The following is a 17,810-nucleotide window of genomic DNA, read 5'->3' as shown; positions in this document are numbered from 1 at the left end:
ATCAGCTCCCTAATCAACAAGCCTGAATGCTCTGTAGTAATTATCGTCTTTGATTTCCGAAAACAGGATTAATTCCTGCCCATCATACTTCCCCGGGTAAAACATAACCACCGGCACATGATCAATGGCCTGGTGCAGATTATTCAACACCTTATGTGACCGTAGCAATGGATAGCATTTTCCAATTCCCGTTAAGAAGACCACAGCTTCCTTCGAGGTGCGTTCTTTAATATATTGAACGATCAGACTGGCATCATCATTGATCTGCAGAAGGTTTCCGACTGATTTTACGATGCGTTCAAGTCCTTTTTTCTTCTCGAACATAAAACATTGCTCCATAAAACCTTCTTGCTCCAAAATATCAATGATGATATCGTAAAGATCAAAGACCACCAGTTCAAAACCATCGGCTACTTTTGAATTTTTGGTTTTCATGTACTCGATTCGATCTCTGACTACAAGTTCTTTTTCCGCCGGGTAATCAAAAACATAGTAACCGACTTCATTGCCGAGCCCTTTATTTTGCCGGAAACTTGGCATTCGGATCATTCGTTCCGCTAAATCTAATCTTTCTTCCAAGCTGGCCATTCTTATCTCACCCCCGTCAGGGCATGAAGTATCAATTTCATACCGTTATCCTTCAGACATTGTTCCAGCTTCAGATCCAAGATTGGTTTCAGGATTTTTCTGTTTCCGGTTGAACGATCCGTTAAACCTGCTTCCATCAACATTGTTTTGTAGCATGTGCCCAATCTCTTTAAGGTGTAATCCGTCCATTTTGCAACTTTCTCGCTTTGCAGTTGCTTGTTTTTAAAGAAAATTCTGATGTCACTATCATCCAGTTCATCGCTTCCAATAATCAGCTTTTCCCGGTACACCTCATAAACGAAATTGAAGAATAAGCTGTCTGCCTTGATTATCGCAATGAGGTTGATAATTTTCTGCGTTGCTATATCACTTTGTTCAAAAAGCGAATAAAATGATTGATCCAAACTTTTTACCCGATTGGACACTGTATTAAAGATTTGTATTGCTCTATCTTGTGTGGGAGCCGCGAATAGATTCTCTTCTAAATTTAACAATTTAATCTCTTTCAACGATTTCCCCTGATTGATCAGGTTTATTACCTTACGAAAGTCAGAAAACCAGAACGAAAGCTTCACCATTCCTGCACTATATTCTTGTTTTCTCATCCTTTGTCACCATTCAGTGCAACATGGGAAATAGCTTCATTCTCCGGCTTATCCACAATCTCCACGATATCCCCGATATCACAAGCCAATGAACGGCAAATCTTAACAAGAACCTCCATCGAAACCAATTCATTGTTCGAGAGCTTTGTCAAGGTATTGGGACTGATTCCGGTCATTCTCCGTAATTCTGTTCTCTTCATTCCTTTATCGATCAACAACTTGAAAAGCTTGTTGTAACATACATCCATCCATTATACACCCTCTTATACATACTTTAAGAGCCTACAAGTTATAGAATACCACATGTTATAGGTTCTTAATAGTTATGTATAAGAATTTGCGATTTTTTATCAATTTTAAGCAATGTTTGCTTACAATGGTGAATTGTTCGCTTTCTCGCTTACCCATGCAAAGGATAGCTCAACTTCATGAATGCGGACAGAAGGGGTGAGTTCGTTAGTTTGGCCTTGCAACCCGAATAAACGGACGAAATTTAGATAATCCTCTAGCCATGCGGAGGCCGGGCTAAAAGAGTGAACCAGCATGATTGCCTTCTTGGCATTCAGATTCATAGCTTCCAACAAGGCCGAAGCGGTACGATGAAGCAGCTGATATCGAATGGAATCCAAATTTACGGAATCCTCAAGCTGCAGGGTTTCTCTAAGAAAAGCGAGTCTCTTTCTCTTGCCGTCGCTCGCTTGTACCAGCCAGTCCTTCACCAGTTCTCCGAAAGGCTCTTCCACTTTTCCTTCCACCATGACAACAACCAAATCTCGATCTGCCTTGCCTAGCACAAAAAGATCGTTCTGAGACGGTGCCTTTTGATTATCCAAATACACTTGGTGTTCCGGAAATACATAAAGAATTTTCATATTTTCAAATTCGGTATTCGAGAACACGCCTCGTATCGAAGACGGTAATCCCTCGCATGCAGCCCACGAATGGGCCAGTTCGTAGGCAGAATACCCTTTCTTCCACTGCTTCTCCGGATCGGCGAGAAAGCTTCTCCACACATTTAAGTCATTCGTTTGGATACAAAAATGTTTCATATTGCCTTTCCTCCTGCCAGAAAAACTACAGAGATACAAACCTCCGCAAACTAACAAAATACAATCCAGCTTCATTCACCCGATAACCGAACGTCTCAGACCAGACCTTAGCATAAGCCTGCACTTGCGGCGTATAAAACCCGACAAACTGCTCTAATTTACTCTCATCCAATTGATCCGTTTTGAAGTCGACGATCACCCAGCCATCCTCCTCTTCGAAAGCGAAATCTATTATACCCTTCACCAAGAGATTGCCGCCGTTATTGGATTGATGCGTTAATGCCGCGGCGGCTGTTTCGGATATTGCCTGTTCGGTTGCGTGAAATGGCGTTGGTCCCCCATTTCTCTGATGCATCATGATCGGGATCTCAAACAACCGCTGCTTCGCTCGCTGACTCCGCTGCCAGAGTTCACTGTCTAGAACTTCTTGGAGTATTGGCAGAGCATCTCCCGCATCCTTCTCTGCTACCCCTTCGACCTGGCAGAGATATTGAACGTACGCGGGCAATTCACTCATCGCAAGGCCTTTTCCAACCTCCTCAAGCCCCTTATGGATTACGCTGCCGAATGATTGGCCCCTCCCATTGGCTGACCATTCTGGTATTTCTCCCATGCTCTTCGTCAGCCCCGTAACGGTTGCTTCCGCGTAAGTAGGCTGGCGCAGCTGATGGAACACCTGCTCCCTCTGAGCCAAGTATGCCCCCAAATCAATAGATGCGATATCTCGTTCCAATTCCTCATCACATTCTTCAGTCCCTACATCCGTTTCCGGAACATCTATCTCCCGGATATGATCCATCCCCCCCACTAGCGAGCTCCACGGGCATTTCGCCGGCTGCTCAGGGTAGAGGCTGATAACCAACATTTGTTTTGCTCGTGTCGCCGCGACATAGAGAAGACGATCCCGCTCCGCGTGCATGAAGGCTCGTTCCCGCACGCTCATCGATTCCCAACCTACCGGCTGGGCAATCGTTTCTTTCTGAAACCCTTTCGATTGTTGGATCAGGAAATAGCCCGTGGCCTCTGTCTCCGAACGATCTACAAACTGGTCAGCGTCATGATCCTTGTCCCCGCAAGGACAAGCGAGAAACACGACAGGCGCTTCCAGGCCTTTTGCCTTATGGACGTTCATGATCCGTACCGCTTGACCTTTGCCCGTATAGAGACTGGCAGTTTCCATCCCTTTGCTCTCCCGAATGGCCGATATCGCCTTCGCCAGTTCATGCCAATCCGATGCAATCAAGGCTTCACGCTGCAAGAGTTCCAGCATCTTGAGAAGAGTTCCAGAACGATTGGCACCAGCTTCTTGTACAGTGGAATAAGGTAATAGGCCAGTGTCCTCGATAATTCGGTGCAAAGCGGCCCAAGCTGGCATTTCCTTGACCCAGTCGGCATATTCCCGCAATTTCCGTAATGCAGCGGTAACTGGATTGCCCCGTTCTTCTGTTTCCTCCGGCACCCGATAGATTGACCATGCATTTCCCTGAGCACGATACGCTATTAGTTCCTTGTCGCTAATACCGAATAGAGGCCCGCGCAAGAAGCTCAGCATCGCCACTTGGTCAGACGGATCGGCCAGATAGAGAGCTAATTGTCCAAGTGTATGAAGCTCGGGATATAAGGCGGAGCTTCCAACCGTTTCCGCGGCTACGCCCCTCTTCTCCAACTCCTCCGCGTATAGGTGCAAATAATGCCTTGTTCTTGTCAAAATCAGAAAATCACTGGGCCGCGCCTCTCTATACACCCAAGCTGCGCCATCCCGCTCCTGAATGTGCATATTCCCATCTCGGCAAGCCCACGCGATAGTTGCGGCTATACGCTCTGCGTCAACCGCCGCTACTTCATCCTTGCCTCCCGGAATTTTCGGATACGTAAGCACATAGATCCCGTGGTTCGCTTTCTTGCTTACTTTGGGATTGGGTATATTCGTTTTCATCCGGACATACGCCGCTTGAACATCAGTTTCTCGGACGGGAAGCTTGCCGACAAATTGCCCATTCACAAAATCGCCGATCGCATCGACGGATCGGAAATTGCTGGTCAAATGAAGCACATCTCCACATGCGTGAATCCTCGATTTCACCTCGTTATAAATGGAAATATCCGCGCGGCGGAAACGATAGATGGACTGTTTCGGGTCTCCTACGAGGAACAAGGAACCCGGCTTTGGAGTAAGCTTCCGCCAATTCCTTTCATTCGGATCATCCCCGGCCCCCGTTAAGAGAAACATCATTTCCGCTTGGACCGGGTCGGTGTCCTGAAATTCGTCGACCATTACCCGTTGGAAGCGTCCGGCGAAAAACGCTCGAACCTCCGGGTAATCACGCAGCAGACGGCATGCATTCATCAGAAGATCCTGAAAGTTCAGCTTCCCTTCCTGCAATCGCCGTTCTCTGCAATACTCCAATGCTGGCAAGACAAATTGAATGACCTTCGGATACAGATATTCACGCCACGATTGAAGAAAGGGAAACAGGACCGTGATCTGCCAATCATGAAATCGTTCGGAGATGGCTTTGGCTTGCTTCTTATCCGTCCATTTGTATTGCTTCACATCCAGTTTGAAGTCAAACATCTTCGCAAGTGTTAGCATCAGCATATCGTCCTGCTCATCCGAAAACCGCAGCATACGATTAGCAGCACGCAGTTTGGCCTGAAGATTATCCCAACCCTTCTCCGGTTCAACTGTCGGCATAAATCGGCTTGCTTCTTCCATCATGGGAAGCAGTGAGAGACGGATCAGGTTGAATTCAGGACGCTGGACCGGTTCGCAAGGGATTTGGAGGTCCGTAAAAAAGGATACCCGATCATAAACATTCTTAAGAATGCTTACATCAATGTCCACCTCGCCAAAGGATGCTAGGGCTTCAGGATCTCCCTCCTGCAGCCGAATCAGATATTCGTCCCAGCATTGATCGTGGAACGCACGATTCATTTCATCATCCATTTCCTCGAAAGAAGGGTCCAATCCGGCCTCAATCGGACGTTCCCGAAGCATGGAGGAACAGAACGCATGGATCGTTCCGATGAAGATTTGGTCCAAATTGGCCAAAGCTTCTTCCAATCGTCCTCTAGTTTCGCCTTCAGCCTCAGCCGCTTTCCGCTCCAAAGTCATGCGGAAACGCTCCTTCATCTCATCCGCCGCTTTATTAGTAAAGGTGATCGCCGCAATCTGCTCGATCTTAGCCGTTCCGGTCTCGATGAGCGCCAGCAATCGGCCGACCAAGCTGGTTGTCTTGCCTGATCCTGCACCGGCTTCTACCAGAAAGGTCGTACTCAGTTCCTCTAATATCCTCTTTCTAGCTTGTTGATCGGATGCTTCATTCAATGTTCTCCACCTCCAGCAGCGTGTGCAGCAACTCCGAATTCACTTCGTCCTCTCGCTTATCGGCCATCAGTTCTGCGTGCTCTCCGCATACAGCCGTGTAGTCGCAATACCGGCAGAACGCGGGATTTGAAGATGGAATAAACAGACCCTGTTCCATCGACGAGAGGATTCCTCGGATCACCTCGGTAACTCGATGACGTTCGGTTTGCAAGCGCGCAATCACTTGCCCGTGCCCCCGTTCGCTTGGAAAGACGTAAGACGCTTCAAGCACTTTTGCATCAGAATCCACACCCGTTTGCCGCAACCAAAGCTCCGTCCCCATTGCGTAAAGCGCGTGTTGCAGCTGCGTGCCGCCTGCGAACATGCCATTTTCCTTGTAAGGCCGAGGACTGCCGGTCTTATAGTCAATAATTCGATATTGATGCGGCGCAACTTGATCGATCCGGTCGACGATTCCGCGCAGCGTAATCGCCATGTCCTCGCCAAGCTCAAGATGCAACGGCTGGCCGTCTACGATGAGCTCTTTCTCGAAAAACCGGGGGGCCGTATTAGCCTGCAATTCCATGCGATAGAATACTTCAATATCCCGGAGCATCGATTGCCGCTCCCTCTCAAACACATGAGGGCTCGGTGCCGGAATCCGCTCGGCATATAAGAGAATCGTCTCCTCCGCAATACGAAGCAAAAGAGCATGATCGTGTGTAATAGGCATGATTTTATTTGCGCTGACTTCCGTCATATAACGACGATAAACCTCGTGCAGCAGCGAGCCTCTTTCATTCGGCTTCAACCAGGAGGTACGATCAAAAGTCACCTGATCTTTCACGCGAATCCCCAACACATATTGGAAAAAGTACCGCATCGGACACTCCGCGTACTTCTCCAATTGACTTGCGCTAAGCGTCCGTTCGTCTCGGCCTTTCCAATAATCAGCCCATTCATCCCCCGCTATATATCCGTCATGCTCCGTCACTTGCGAGCTGCCACGCGCTTCGAGTGCAAGTCTGCCTTGACGAAGCGAAGGATAGACCGATTCGATGAAGGATTGCCGGTCCTTCATAAGGTTTACATTCGTACGGATTTGTCGGAAGACGTAATGAGAGCCGTCTAAGGGTAATCCATTTTGCTCAGTAGAGGATGGCTGTTCTACATCCAAATACCCGACAGGTTCGCCTAAGCTCCGGTGCAGCATCTCATAGTCCGCATTCGGTTCTCCGGATACTTTCCGGAAGACCTGTAGAAGTTGAAAAGCCGGGCTTGCTGTCGCTCCTTCTGCCAAGTCATACGACGAGAAGCTGCATGTGATGTTGCCGCTAATCATCCCAAGCCGACCATCACGAAGGCGTTGCCGATCTCTTTGTCTCTGCACGGCTGTTTGAAGCCCAGCACCGATCCGTCTGCACTCTTCATCGAGAAGCATGGGATTTTGCCTGATATTCCCGGACCACGAATGTTCATCCATCCCGAGAAGAAACGTCTGTTTCCTCCCGCTGATCCCCCCGTTCGGCAAACTCGATATGTACAGGGATCCGGGCTTGGGTAACCGCTGCACCCCGACTCGAAGTTCCTGCAGCATGTCTCGGGCATACAAGAGCATTTGCTGAAATGGCATCAAGTCCGGAACAGGACATTCCTGCAGTTCATTAGCGATACCTCTCATTTCTTGCAGGACGATCGCATCTTCTTCCGTTCCAGAGACACCGACTCGATCCAAGACGTTCACGAGCCATCCCCAGATTCCCTTAGGAGAGGAGAGCGCCTCTTCGTCTGGAAACAATTCTCCAAGGAGGTTTGTCAGATGCTTCTTGATCTCGTCATCCCGTTGTTGTTGTTCCGTCCGCACCCGTTCTTCGGGTCTTTCAGTTGAATCCCCTTGGAACCGGACAACTTCTGACTCTAGCAACTTGATATACCGTTCTTTCCCCCAGCCGATTCCACTTTTCTCCAGAGCTCGAATACAATCCGCATTCGTTATTCCTTGCTCACGTTCGGAGAACGTAATCAATTGCTGCTGCAGCATCGATACGAGCGGCCGCACCTGATAACCGGACTCCAGCCAGTTCAGCAGGAAATGGGCGGCTCTTCCCATTCCGGATGTAATCGCAGGTAGCCCGTCTGCGAAGGAACAAGAAAGACCCAGAGAAGCACACATGGTCGAAATCGCCAGCGTATATTCTTCATCCGGGACGATCATCTCCACTTCATCCAATGGCATCCGGCCCTGAATAATTCGTCTCAATGCTTCGCGAACCTCCGCCATCCTTCCGGTCGTATGATAGAACTGAACCTCTCCGAACGGCAATGTGGATTGGACGTCAGTGAAGGAAGAATCCTTTACAATCCTTGTCATCCGTCCGTTTGACAACCGCTCCATCATCCAGGTGGAAACCGGTGGAAGCGGCATAGGGTCTGGCAGAAAAAGCTCCACGTTTTCCGGCAATTGGGTTGGTATATACGACAAAAGGCCGGGGAAATCGGTCCAGCGCCGCTCATTCAGAAAGCGCTCATACGCTGACAGCACCTTTTTGACATAGATGCCTTTCTGCTGGCTCAAAAGTTGATCCCTACGCAGTTCTTCTGCTTTTACCCCGGCACGGCGTAAATCCATAATGGCTTGGTGAACATGCATCACAATACCAGGCTTTACTTGATCCTTGGAGATGTAAGTATCCACATTGGAAGCAACTTGTTCCATAATATGATGTACAATCCAAAAGGACCGCTGATCCCCGATTAAGGTCACCCCTTGTTTATACAGGGAGAACTCAACCTCGCTTCTAACAAAGGATTGAACCGTATGGACCTCCGTGTTCATTACCGATCCTAATTCCCGACATATTCGCATCAACCAAGACTGTCCTTCCATGTAGGAAGGAGCGATCACAATCTTGCGGCGAAAAGGCTCTTTACGGATTGCATCATATAAACGTTCTAGAAATGTGCCTTCTACTTTCACAAGGGACACCTTCCTTTCGGTTAAACGCACATTTGCACTTACTGCCCATACAACTGTCCCCAACGCTGCAGCTGTTCCTTAAACTTTTCCCGCACAGATGGAGGTTCTAGGATCTCCGCCGAAGGTCCGTACTGAACCACCCAGTTCATAAATTCGCGCTCGTGGTTGACGGTTACTTCAAATAATAAGCTGCCGTCTGGCAGATCGGTCATCTTCGGTCTCACGAACAATTCTTCTTCCTTTACATAGCGGGCGACATCCGGATGGAATTTAATCTTGAAAGTGATTAAAGAATCCCCGCGTTCAATAGACCAGGTGTGCTTCATGTACTGTGCGATGCTGAAATCGCCCTTGTCAAAATGATTTCCTGTCAGCTCTACATGCCGGAAACGGCTCATGCGAAATGTACGAATCTCCCGCTTGGCACGACAATAACCGATCAAATAAAACCGCTGATCCCTTGGAACCAGGTAGTACGGATCAATTTCGCGCTCCGTCAATTCATTCCGGCTCTGGGTATGATAAACAGCCCTGATCGTCTTGCAGGCGATAATCGCTTCCATGATGGGCAGCAAAAAGTTGGCATTGTTCTCCCGATAAGCCGGGGTGCCCATTTGGATCATGTCCGCGACATTTTCCAATGTATCGTACCGCTTCCGGGTTTCTTTCACATGCGTAGCCATCACCTTGTCGTAGGCGGATTCAAAGCCTGGAGGCAGTTTGCTGGTGTCCAACACGGAAGGCAGGACAGAAAATACCAACGCTTCCTGTTCCGTGAAATTCAGCGGATACATGGCGAAATTACCGACAAAACGGTACCCTTTCCCATACCCCTCGTTCGTGATCGGTGCGATTAAATCCAATATCCTCAAGTCTCTGTAAATCGTTCGATCCGTTGTCTCGCATTTATCTGCCAGCTCTTTGGCTGAAATCCCCGGATTGGCTTGAATGGCAAGTAGCATTTTAAAGAGTCGTATTACTTTATCCGTCATGCGATATCTCCTATCTTGGCGTATGTAATGTAAATCCTTATCATAATTGGAATTCTACTTTTTACCTAGTTCTTCCTGCCTACAAGGAGAAAACGCAACGTTCTCTGTCGTTTTAATGATGTACACTTCCTCTAGGCTCAGCGTAAGTTCAACAATTGCCGTATCCTTAATGACAAATCGCACCATGCCGCAAACATGTTGTTCAAATCGATCATAAATCCGTCCGGCACTCCGGCATCCTTTCGGTACGGTATGCGGACTGTTGGCGACATAACCGATTTTGCCCAATGGGATCATATCCACCTTTATTGCTTCATGGTCATGCGGATTATCCGGGTCTTTGATTAAGTGAACGATTTGACCCGGCTTTAGGAAATCAGCTCCGTAATAGTGCTGCGTGCCCGTAACGGCGACATAGATCTTTTGGTCCACTGTACTCACTCCCGTATGTCTTTCCTCCATTATGACGAATCAAAGAGACAAGAGATTGTCAGCGAATGTACGTTCTATTTTTTTCTGTGAAAGGATTTTTAGCACGCAGTAATGTCTCTGCGTAAACCTCGGTTTTATATGAGTGTGTTTATCTGACAAGATGGGAAAAATGGCAATAGGATGCCCGATACATCGGTTTTGGAGGTTCGATGTATACCCTTTGAAAATAGTGGCTATGCTGTTAAGCTACAGGTCGAGCGGATTCTGGTCCGCCTTCTACGTAAGCGATCTTTGTTTTCAACATCATGTATATAATCGTCAGGATTTTACGAGCCAAGGCAATGATCGCTTTCTTCTTACCACGACGGGCGGCCAGTTTCCAAAAACGAACCGACAGGCCAGATTTTCGGCATTTCGTTGCAGCCCATGCTGCTTCGCATAACGCGGTTTTTACATGTGGATTTCCTTTGCGTGTGTGTGTACGTTTTTTTTTGCCAGCGCTCTCGTGGTTTCCAGGGGCAACGCCTGCCCAAGAGGCCAGATGAGCTGCTGTTGGAAACTGCTCCATGTCGACACCAATTTCGGCGATGATGGCAGCTGCCGTCACATCGCTTACGCCCGGAATGGTTTGAATGAGCACCTGTGCTTCCTGATACGGTTTCAAGTGTGCTTCAATCTCGGCATCAAGTGCAGCGATGGATTGCTCAAGAAAGGCGATATGCTCCCAGCAATTGCGGATCATCAGCATCTGATGGGTGTTAAGCGTGCCAAACAAAGACTCTGCTACACGCTTCACATTGCGCTTGACGTTGCCATGGACCCGATGCTCAATGTCGTCTGCATCCACGTAGCCTTGCTCCATCAGACGGGCGAGCAGGTTGCGACCGGAAACGCCGAATACGTCCGAGATGACAGTTCCAAGCTTTACGTTAGACGCTTCCAGCATTTTTTGAATCCGATTCTTCTCGGCTGTCAAATTGCCAACTCGTTTCTTGCGTAGCCGCGTCAAGTCCCGAAGCTCCCGAAGGTCTTCGGCAGGCACAAAGCTTTTTTCGATCAGACCCACACGGAGCAGCTTGGCGATCCATTCGGCATCGCTGACATCGGTTTTGCGTCCCGGCACATTCTTGATTCGCTGTGCGTTAGCCAGTGCAATGTCAAAGTAGCCTTCCAGGATGTTGTAGACAGGCTTCCAGTAGATCCCTGTGCTCTCCATTGCGATGTGCGTTACACCTTCAGATTCCAACCAGGTCATCAAGGCGAACAAGTCTCGTGTCATGGTGGGGAACGTTTTCGTTTCGGAGCGCAGCGTTTGATCTGCTTCTCCGATCAACACACAAGCAACAATGGTTTCTTTATGGACATCTAGTCCCGCACAACGCGGCAGCAACACTTCCATCTTCCATGCCTCCATCTGAATGTAATGGACGATTGGTGCATTCGTGTGAAGTCTCCATTTTTCTGTACGCGGTCATTCAGCTAACGAATGCTGAGCCAGCATGGGGTTGTGCACAACACGAATGCTCACAGTTTTTTAGACAGGGTCGAACCACCAAAAAGAACCACGTATTTCTGTCCAATCGTCTTAGTATTCAGTATGGAAGCTGCTGCGCCACACTAAACCCTTTCATGCCGGGGATGCGACGGAAATTCATGTCTGTTTTTTAACGTGGGGGCATTGACAACAAGTCCTACTATCTTTTATAGTATGAAACATAGGCAGAGTCATAGGCAGAATTTTCCCCTGTTATGCGGGATGCGGAAAGTTCCTCTGCTGAATTCTTAATAGTTCAACTGTTAATGAATATAAGTCTCTGGCATACGCGAAAGGGATCCAATTTTTCCACAGGTAACTGTGGTATTTTGGGTCCCTTTTTTGTTTTTCTATGCCTTTTTGAAAGAGGTAATGTTTATGGGGCTTGTTTCACCTAAGGTAATCAAGTGTTTTAAAGGCAATCATTTTCAACATAATGTTCAATCTGCAATTCGGGCTCTTGCTGCAAGTAAAGAATCAAAAACAAGTGGAATGAATACTTCAAAAGTTAATCATGCTTCAAAACGTTAATAGCACTGTTGTTACCCATTTTCGAAGCGGTAATCTCGACAGTAGCTTTCGACTTCAAAATTTCAATTGCTGACAAGAGTGACTGTTTATGATTATCCCCATAAATGACTCTAATTTTGGTTGGTACTACCTTTGCCACTTTCTCACCTCAGTCTTATTAGCTTTTTGAAATCAAATTAAGGAGGTCCCGACATGGATAAAGATTCCAAAAACGCAATTAATGAATTAATTAGCAACCAGAAGCCACAAAACGAACTGTGGAAAGGAACAGAATTATTTCTGTGGAATGCTTCTTCCACAGAAGAATTTATAAATGGAATAAAAAATCCTCACGATGTGCATCTTACAACTGACGCCGTATGGGACGTTAGAAAGAGCAAAGTGAGGAACATTATGGATACATTATTTAATTATGAAGGTTATGACAACTCCACTGATCTGCCCCACACTAAAGGGAACATCGCTGATTGGTTGTGGGAAAACAGAGTTCAGCCAAGTATCAAATTGGACAAAGTGAAAATTTATTTGAAACGGATTCAGACATCAAAGGCACCGATCGAACTTTACGATTTCTACGAGGAAGCACTGGAATTTCAACAACAGATCTCTACATACATTAAAAAGCCGATTTGGCAGCTTAACGATCTTGATATTACAGAAATAAACTTTCAGTATTGTCTGAAAAACGTCAATTCAGACATAAAGAAATTCTTTCTCAACCAAATCGCTAAATTGTACTTCCCAGGAAGAAGATTCAATATAGTCAAGCAAAACAAAAGGATCCTCTCTAAACTAGCCGATCATGAACTGCATCCATATTTGAAAAACTTCAATGACCAAATTCAATCAGAAGGTCGTTCCGGAGGATATATAAAAGATATTAACCGCGACGTAATGTTGTTTTTAAACTGGCTTGTTAACAATTACGCTAGTTTCAATGATTTCTCACCGAATGCAATACCTGTTTGGTTAATCGAAAGAGACCATATTTTAGAGTTTGAAAATTACCTTAAACGTTGCCATTCAAAAGGCCTTTACAGCGAAATAACGGTTAGCAATAAATTCTACTGTGTGATTTCGTTCTTTAAGTATCTGTATGACAACAGAATCATCCCAAAGAATATCGGTTCAATAAGAGGAATATCAGCACAGAGGTATCTTCATCGTGATATCCCCAATAAAGATCAATTATCAGATTTCTTCAATACTATAGCTAGATACTCGGATGATCCTGATTATGATATAGCTTTTTTTGGATCCTTGCTGCATCTCGGACTACGATTCTGTGAAGCCGAGCGTCTAAATTGGGAAGATATTAATTTTCAAGCAAGGATAATCAAAATCCGGGGTAAGGGCAAAGCTGGGAAACCTGTACCATTACACTTGCCGAAAAAACTTTATCAATATTTAGAATCCCTATATAAAGTTCGTACAGACGAGAAATCTGTCTTTAAGGGAAGACAATCTAAAAAAGTTTTATACGGAAAAATGTTAGATAAATACAAGTTATATTCTTTGATATCCGGTTGGACATTCCCCGGAGGTCTTCATTTGTTCAGGCACACATTTATCACCAAACTGAGTCTTAGAAAAAACGTACATCCGCAAATCATCAAACGTCTAGCTCGACATACCAGACTTGACACGACCTCAAAGTATTTACATAGGCAAAATCAAGAACTTAATGATGCAATGCAAAAAATCGATTCTATATGGAGATGATTTCATGTTCAAGGTAGAAGGTAACTCACCTGTCGCTAATCTGATGGTCCACTTGCAAAAACTTGCTGCGACCAACAGTCATGATCATATGAGACAAGCTTTAGAAAGAAGCAATCTTATTTTCGTTGAAGAACCAAAGGAACGGAAAGATGTAACGTTTGAGGAAGCCGTAAATTGGTACTTACAAAGCTCTGAATTCGGACGCAAGAGTGAAGCTACTCAAAAGACATATCGTTCTGAATTGAACCAGTTTGTTTCATTTGTCGATTCGCTGCCGGAAACTCCATCTTTGCTTTCATTTGAGAAGAATCCCAAAGTACTACTTGATTACCTTAAGCCAGTTAAAACCCAAAATACGCGATCAAAAAAAGCTTCATTTTTAAGGGACTTTTTCACTGTTACCTTCACACGATTCTTTGAAATAGATATTAAAAAGATCAAGGAAACCTTGATAGTTGACGTTGAGTTTGATGAAGATCTTCCAAAGGCTTTTACGAAAGAACAAGTAGAGGAAATTATAAACTTATCGCGGCTGACCAACGATGGTTTTAGAAACTTTGTCATCTTATGGACTTTTCTTGGCAGCGGTATTCGCCTTAACGAGTTGACTCAACTTCAAATCGGGGATATTTGCTATAATTCTCAGAATATAAAAGTTCGTGTTAAGGGGAAAAAGCTTCAAAAAGTTCCTCGGCGGATTACAGCTACATCATTAGAGCTTCTTAGAAAATATGTAAGTTTTAAATACGGGTCACTTAAGAGTCAGCCTAATTATACTGATTTGTATGTTTTTTCAGCGGATAAGGGAGTTACCCCTATCAGTGATAGTACAGTCCAAAAGATGTTAGATGGGTTAATTTCTGAGGCACAGACCATTTCTCCAGAAGAGAAAGAGCGATTATCTGTCCATTCTTTACGTCATTCTTTCGCATTGTTCGCTTTAGAAGAGGGCGTGGATCTTGTCAGTATTTCGAAACTCCTTGGCCATAAATCATTAAAAACAACAACCATTTATTTGCAACTCTTTAACAGCATGCTTCTACAGGCAATCGAAAAACATCCTTTCGCTCGCTCGTTAGCGGCAAATTTATTTGATTGAGGTGGAGACGGAATGACGCCCTCTGGAATTGTATTCGACTCTATTTATTTTAAAACTTGGAGTGAACACTCTGGCTTAAAGAAACCAGCATGCTCAGCAACCAAAAAGGTTCTCGCCACACTTCAGGAATTTCTTTTGGAGAACGGTTTCGAAGGCAATCTAGATTTTGACCGATTCACATATTATGTTGAATCAAATGATTTTGAACCGATTAACAAATCGTTCATTGATCAATTTGTTCAGTATCTTATATCATCAAATCCAGGGCTTTCAAATAAAACCATTTACAATAAAATTAGTTCATTAAAGAGCTTTTTCAACTTTCTTGATCGAGTAAATATGATAAGCCACAACCCCATGGCCCATTATACAAACAAATATTATGAACGAAATATAAATATTAATTTCTTGACTGAGGTTGAGTGTAAAGACCTCCTGAAAGCAGCCCTTCTAGAGGAGCCCTTCTCCAAATATTACTATCTGTTGATTTGGACAGCCATTACAACCGGACTTAGAAACAATGAAATATGTTGCCTTTCATTTGAGCAGATCAACTTTCAAAATAATATGGTGATAGTTAACAAAGGTCAAAAAACAAATGCTAAGGGGATCGCCATTCCTGGGTTCCTAGCAAACGAACTGAAACACTTCAAACAATATAAGGAGACCATTGAAGAAGATTTTAGTCCATATGTATTCTCAAGAAAAAAACGTAAACTCTATAATAATCAAATGGTATCTATAGTCAGATCTATATCAGAAAAAGCCGGGATTAATAGAAGGGTCATTCCCCATGATCTCAGAAGAACTACCGGATTTCTGATGCTTAAAAGTGGTGCAAACTTGAGAGCAATTCAACAACAATTAAGGCATGAGTTGTTAGGTACCACGTTGGAGTACCTCTCCATTTCGGATAGTTTGATATTAGACGAGGATTAAAAAAATGCCCTTCCAATGCTAGATTGGACAGGGCATTCATATCGTTTGTAGGATTAATCTATGGCAGTTAAATGTCTCCAAGCCATCTCGATATGTGTATCTTTAAAGACATTCTTCTTCCTTTCATTCCAGGCTTTAAAATGATCAATCGCAATCTTCACATTATCTCTGGAATCAGGAAAATGCTTAATAATCCAATCGGTCGTAGCTAGCAATTCAAGTCCGTATGGGGTTTCGTAACCTTCAATTATTTGTTTGGTATGCTGAAGCCTTTTTTCCGTGCTCCCATCATTTAATTGACTCAGAAAGCCTTCAGCTTCCCTTGTTACTTCAGATAAAAGATAAATCTCCGCATCCCGATTTCGATCTCCATATCCCCGTATATAATGCCCTTCAAGTCTTTGAAGAACATGATTTAAATTGTCAGCATACGGTCCAAACTGAGCTTTAACAAATCTTAGCTTTAAATCCTCTCCACTCTCTTGCAAAAAGTAAGCAAGTTTCTGTATTTCCAACATTGACAGTTTGTAGCCCGGTGCAGCATAGAGATTCATTAGCATTATAAGTAAGGCTCTAGCACGAGTTAACTTCGGCTTTTCGGTTCCAACACGCATTTTATCAGGCTCTGGACTTCCAATTGGCGGGTAAACCATAAATAAAACCTCAGGAACTTTCAATGCCGCTTCCTCAATTAGTGGCCGAACGTCTTCCCAGTTCAAACCACCATTACCGCAGCCTAATGGAGGGATTGCTACTGATCTAATTCCATACTCCCGAATTATCTCAATAAAATCGATTAATCCAGACTGTATGTCTTCAATCTTTGACTTTCCTTTCCAATGACGCTTTGTTGGAAAGTTAATGATGTATCGAGGATTAAACATAGACCCTGTATCAACAACAAACATTTTACCTGGCATAACCATATTATTTTTGCATGCTTTTTCGTACTCTTTAAAATTATCAGGATAAGCCTGTTTAAATTGAAGTGCTATCCCCTTACCCATTACACCTACACAATTCACCGTGTTTACTAAAGCCTCGGCCTCGGATTCCAACAAGTTACCTTTCTTATACTCAATCACAAACTCACCACCTTAGTAATACCATTCTCTGCGTACCTCAACAGGTATATTAATCGAGTTATTACGCAAAATTTTAAGTGCCTCACCCTTGTAAGTTTCATTAATTACACCAATTTCAAGTATAGAGTCAATGGGAAAAAACTCAAAAGCCAAGAACTCCGCCTGGCGTTTCCGTTTTCTGTCAGGATATTCAGTAGTATCATACCAATATTGGGATCTCATTATTCCCCAGTCAATTTGCTCTAAATCAACCGGGTCATTGTAAAATTCGGAATAACTCATGATCGCATGTCCATCTGTAAACACGAATGGGATTTTCTCTGATAACACTTGTTACTGATGATGTTATCCGAAGAATTTAACTCGGACTTAATCCATGTCATCAGAAATATGTAGTTCCCGTTGACACACATCACATTTAACAATAAGATATGTGCCTAAGCCCGAGGGGATAAAAGTAAAAGCAAACTTTGCCCCGCTTACGTCAACTGCTTTACATTGGTCCCACTGATTAATTCTTTTGATGACCTCTTCATTTATCGTAAATGTTATTGCTGCTGTTCTCGATAGTTCAATTTTCTGAGTGCAATCACCCAAATCGCCTACATAAATGTGATCAGGGTTATTGGGATCAATCTCTCTTTGAACTGCCTGATGTAACTCAACGATTTCTTTAGCAAAGTCAAAAGTATTTAAATAAAAACCCCGTATTTCTAAGATATCGTTTGAAAGTCGATCGAACATCATTCTTGCCTCTGCTTCAGAGTAATCCATCTTTTTTAGTTCTTCAATGACGCCCACGAAATATTGCTTGTACATTTCACTTTTTGATTTCTCATCCTTCATTTTCCGCAACCCTTTCCGTACCCACAAGTATTCAAAAAACCACATGCTCAGATGTGGCTTCATAAGTAATAAGCTATTCGTTAATGCAACACTTATGACATTAG

At 44.5% G+C, this 17,810-nt stretch carries 16 protein-coding genes; 4 read left to right on the top strand and 12 right to left on the bottom strand.

Annotation, left to right across the window (positions count from 1 at the left end; genetic code table 11):
* Positions 1–9: 9 nt before the first annotated feature.
* The 9 genes from TCA2_RS24325 to TCA2_RS24285 all read right to left on the bottom strand — a co-directional run bounded on the left by TCA2_RS24325 (position 10) and on the right by TCA2_RS24285 (position 11,349).
* A complete protein-coding gene (locus tag TCA2_RS24325; protein WP_047914198.1) occupies positions 10–588 on the bottom strand; it encodes a DUF1788 domain-containing protein in 579 nt (192 codons plus the stop codon).
* A 2-nt stretch (positions 589–590) separates the two neighbouring features.
* Positions 591–1,193 carry a DUF1819 family protein gene (locus TCA2_RS24320; protein WP_047914197.1) on the bottom strand — a complete coding sequence of 201 codons (603 nt, stop codon included), beginning with the start codon at positions 1,191–1,193 and terminating at the stop codon, positions 591–593.
* Complete coding sequence (locus TCA2_RS24315) at positions 1,190–1,441, bottom strand: helix-turn-helix transcriptional regulator (RefSeq protein ID WP_047914196.1); 252 nt, start codon at positions 1,439–1,441, stop codon at positions 1,190–1,192. The genes TCA2_RS24320 and TCA2_RS24315 overlap by 4 nt, the downstream gene beginning before the upstream one ends.
* A gap of 123 nt (positions 1,442–1,564) precedes the next feature.
* Positions 1,565–2,242 (bottom strand): hypothetical protein, encoded by a 678-nt coding sequence (locus TCA2_RS24310; RefSeq protein ID WP_052512285.1) that lies wholly within the window; start codon positions 2,240–2,242, stop codon positions 1,565–1,567.
* A 25-nt stretch (positions 2,243–2,267) separates the two neighbouring features.
* Positions 2,268–5,570: an exodeoxyribonuclease V subunit beta gene (locus tag TCA2_RS24305; RefSeq protein WP_047914195.1), complete on the bottom strand. Its 3,303-nt coding sequence runs from the start codon at positions 5,568–5,570 to the stop codon at positions 2,268–2,270.
* Positions 5,563–8,526, bottom strand: coding sequence for a PD-(D/E)XK nuclease family protein (locus TCA2_RS24300; RefSeq protein WP_047914194.1), 2,964 nt, complete (start codon positions 8,524–8,526; stop codon positions 5,563–5,565). The genes TCA2_RS24305 and TCA2_RS24300 overlap by 8 nt, the downstream gene beginning before the upstream one ends.
* A gap of 38 nt (positions 8,527–8,564) precedes the next feature.
* The gene (locus tag TCA2_RS24295; RefSeq protein ID WP_047914193.1) at positions 8,565–9,518 is read right to left on the bottom strand and encodes a YafY family protein; all 954 of its coding nucleotides are present in this window, start codon (positions 9,516–9,518) and stop codon (positions 8,565–8,567) included.
* Positions 9,519–9,572: 54 nt separating this feature from the next.
* Positions 9,573–9,950: an HIRAN domain-containing protein gene (locus TCA2_RS24290; protein ID WP_202964142.1), complete on the bottom strand. Its 378-nt coding sequence runs from the start codon at positions 9,948–9,950 to the stop codon at positions 9,573–9,575.
* Positions 9,951–10,191: 241 nt separating this feature from the next.
* Entirely contained in the window at positions 10,192–11,349 is a 1,158-nt protein-coding gene (locus TCA2_RS24285; protein WP_047914191.1) for an IS110 family transposase, read from the bottom strand.
* A gap of 513 nt (positions 11,350–11,862) precedes the next feature.
* On the opposite strand from TCA2_RS24285, the gene TCA2_RS27360 reads away from it, so the two are divergent.
* The 4 genes from TCA2_RS27360 to TCA2_RS24270 all read left to right on the top strand — a co-directional run bounded on the left by TCA2_RS27360 (position 11,863) and on the right by TCA2_RS24270 (position 15,775).
* The gene (locus tag TCA2_RS27360; protein WP_193746117.1) at positions 11,863–12,015 is read left to right on the top strand and encodes a hypothetical protein; all 153 of its coding nucleotides are present in this window, start codon (positions 11,863–11,865) and stop codon (positions 12,013–12,015) included.
* A gap of 192 nt (positions 12,016–12,207) precedes the next feature.
* Positions 12,208–13,737, top strand: a complete 1,530-nt coding sequence (locus tag TCA2_RS24280; protein WP_047914190.1) for a site-specific integrase — start codon at positions 12,208–12,210, stop codon at positions 13,735–13,737.
* A gap of 4 nt (positions 13,738–13,741) precedes the next feature.
* Entirely contained in the window at positions 13,742–14,836 is a 1,095-nt protein-coding gene (locus TCA2_RS24275; protein ID WP_047914189.1) for a tyrosine-type recombinase/integrase, read from the top strand.
* A gap of 12 nt (positions 14,837–14,848) precedes the next feature.
* Entirely contained in the window at positions 14,849–15,775 is a 927-nt protein-coding gene (locus TCA2_RS24270; protein WP_038694499.1) for a site-specific integrase, read from the top strand.
* Between the two features lie 53 nt (positions 15,776–15,828).
* Here TCA2_RS24270 and TCA2_RS24265 read toward each other — a convergent pair whose 3' ends face one another.
* The 3 genes from TCA2_RS24265 to TCA2_RS24255 form a co-directional block, all read right to left on the bottom strand.
* Positions 15,829–16,860: a macro domain-containing protein gene (locus TCA2_RS24265; RefSeq protein ID WP_047914188.1), complete on the bottom strand. Its 1,032-nt coding sequence runs from the start codon at positions 16,858–16,860 to the stop codon at positions 15,829–15,831.
* Positions 16,861–16,872: 12 nt separating this feature from the next.
* Positions 16,873–17,190, bottom strand: coding sequence for a DUF4433 domain-containing protein (locus tag TCA2_RS24260; protein WP_304623289.1), 318 nt, complete (start codon positions 17,188–17,190; stop codon positions 16,873–16,875).
* A 39-nt stretch (positions 17,191–17,229) separates the two neighbouring features.
* On the bottom strand, positions 17,230–17,810 hold a 581-nt coding region (locus tag TCA2_RS24255; protein ID WP_047914187.1), incomplete at its 5' end, for a hypothetical protein.

Origin of the sequence: Paenibacillus sp. TCA20 (assembly GCF_000732325.1) — a bacterium.
GTDB classification, from domain to species: Bacteria; Bacillota; Bacilli; order Paenibacillales; family Paenibacillaceae; genus Paenibacillus; species Paenibacillus urinalis.
Note: the sequence above shows the minus strand (reverse complement) of the source record. Positions and strands in the feature narration are given on the sequence as shown.

Coding starts and splice junctions, on each gene's coding strand:
- TCA2_RS24325 (WP_047914198.1), bottom strand. CDS start 588: ATGGCCAGCTTGGAAGAAAGATTAGATTTAGCGGAACGAATGATCCGA.
- TCA2_RS24275 (WP_047914189.1), top strand. CDS start 13,742: ATGTTCAAGGTAGAAGGTAACTCACCTGTCGCTAATCTGATGGTCCAC.
- TCA2_RS27360 (WP_193746117.1), top strand. CDS start 11,863: ATGGGGCTTGTTTCACCTAAGGTAATCAAGTGTTTTAAAGGCAATCAT.
- TCA2_RS24320 (WP_047914197.1), bottom strand. CDS start 1,193: ATGAGAAAACAAGAATATAGTGCAGGAATGGTGAAGCTTTCGTTCTGG.
- TCA2_RS24310 (WP_052512285.1), bottom strand. CDS start 2,242: ATGAAACATTTTTGTATCCAAACGAATGACTTAAATGTGTGGAGAAGC.
- TCA2_RS24280 (WP_047914190.1), top strand. CDS start 12,208: ATGGATAAAGATTCCAAAAACGCAATTAATGAATTAATTAGCAACCAG.
- TCA2_RS24315 (WP_047914196.1), bottom strand. CDS start 1,441: ATGGATGTATGTTACAACAAGCTTTTCAAGTTGTTGATCGATAAAGGA.
- TCA2_RS24295 (WP_047914193.1), bottom strand. CDS start 9,518: ATGACGGATAAAGTAATACGACTCTTTAAAATGCTACTTGCCATTCAA.
- TCA2_RS24285 (WP_047914191.1), bottom strand. CDS start 11,349: ATGGAAGTGTTGCTGCCGCGTTGTGCGGGACTAGATGTCCATAAAGAA.
- TCA2_RS24270 (WP_038694499.1), top strand. CDS start 14,849: ATGACGCCCTCTGGAATTGTATTCGACTCTATTTATTTTAAAACTTGG.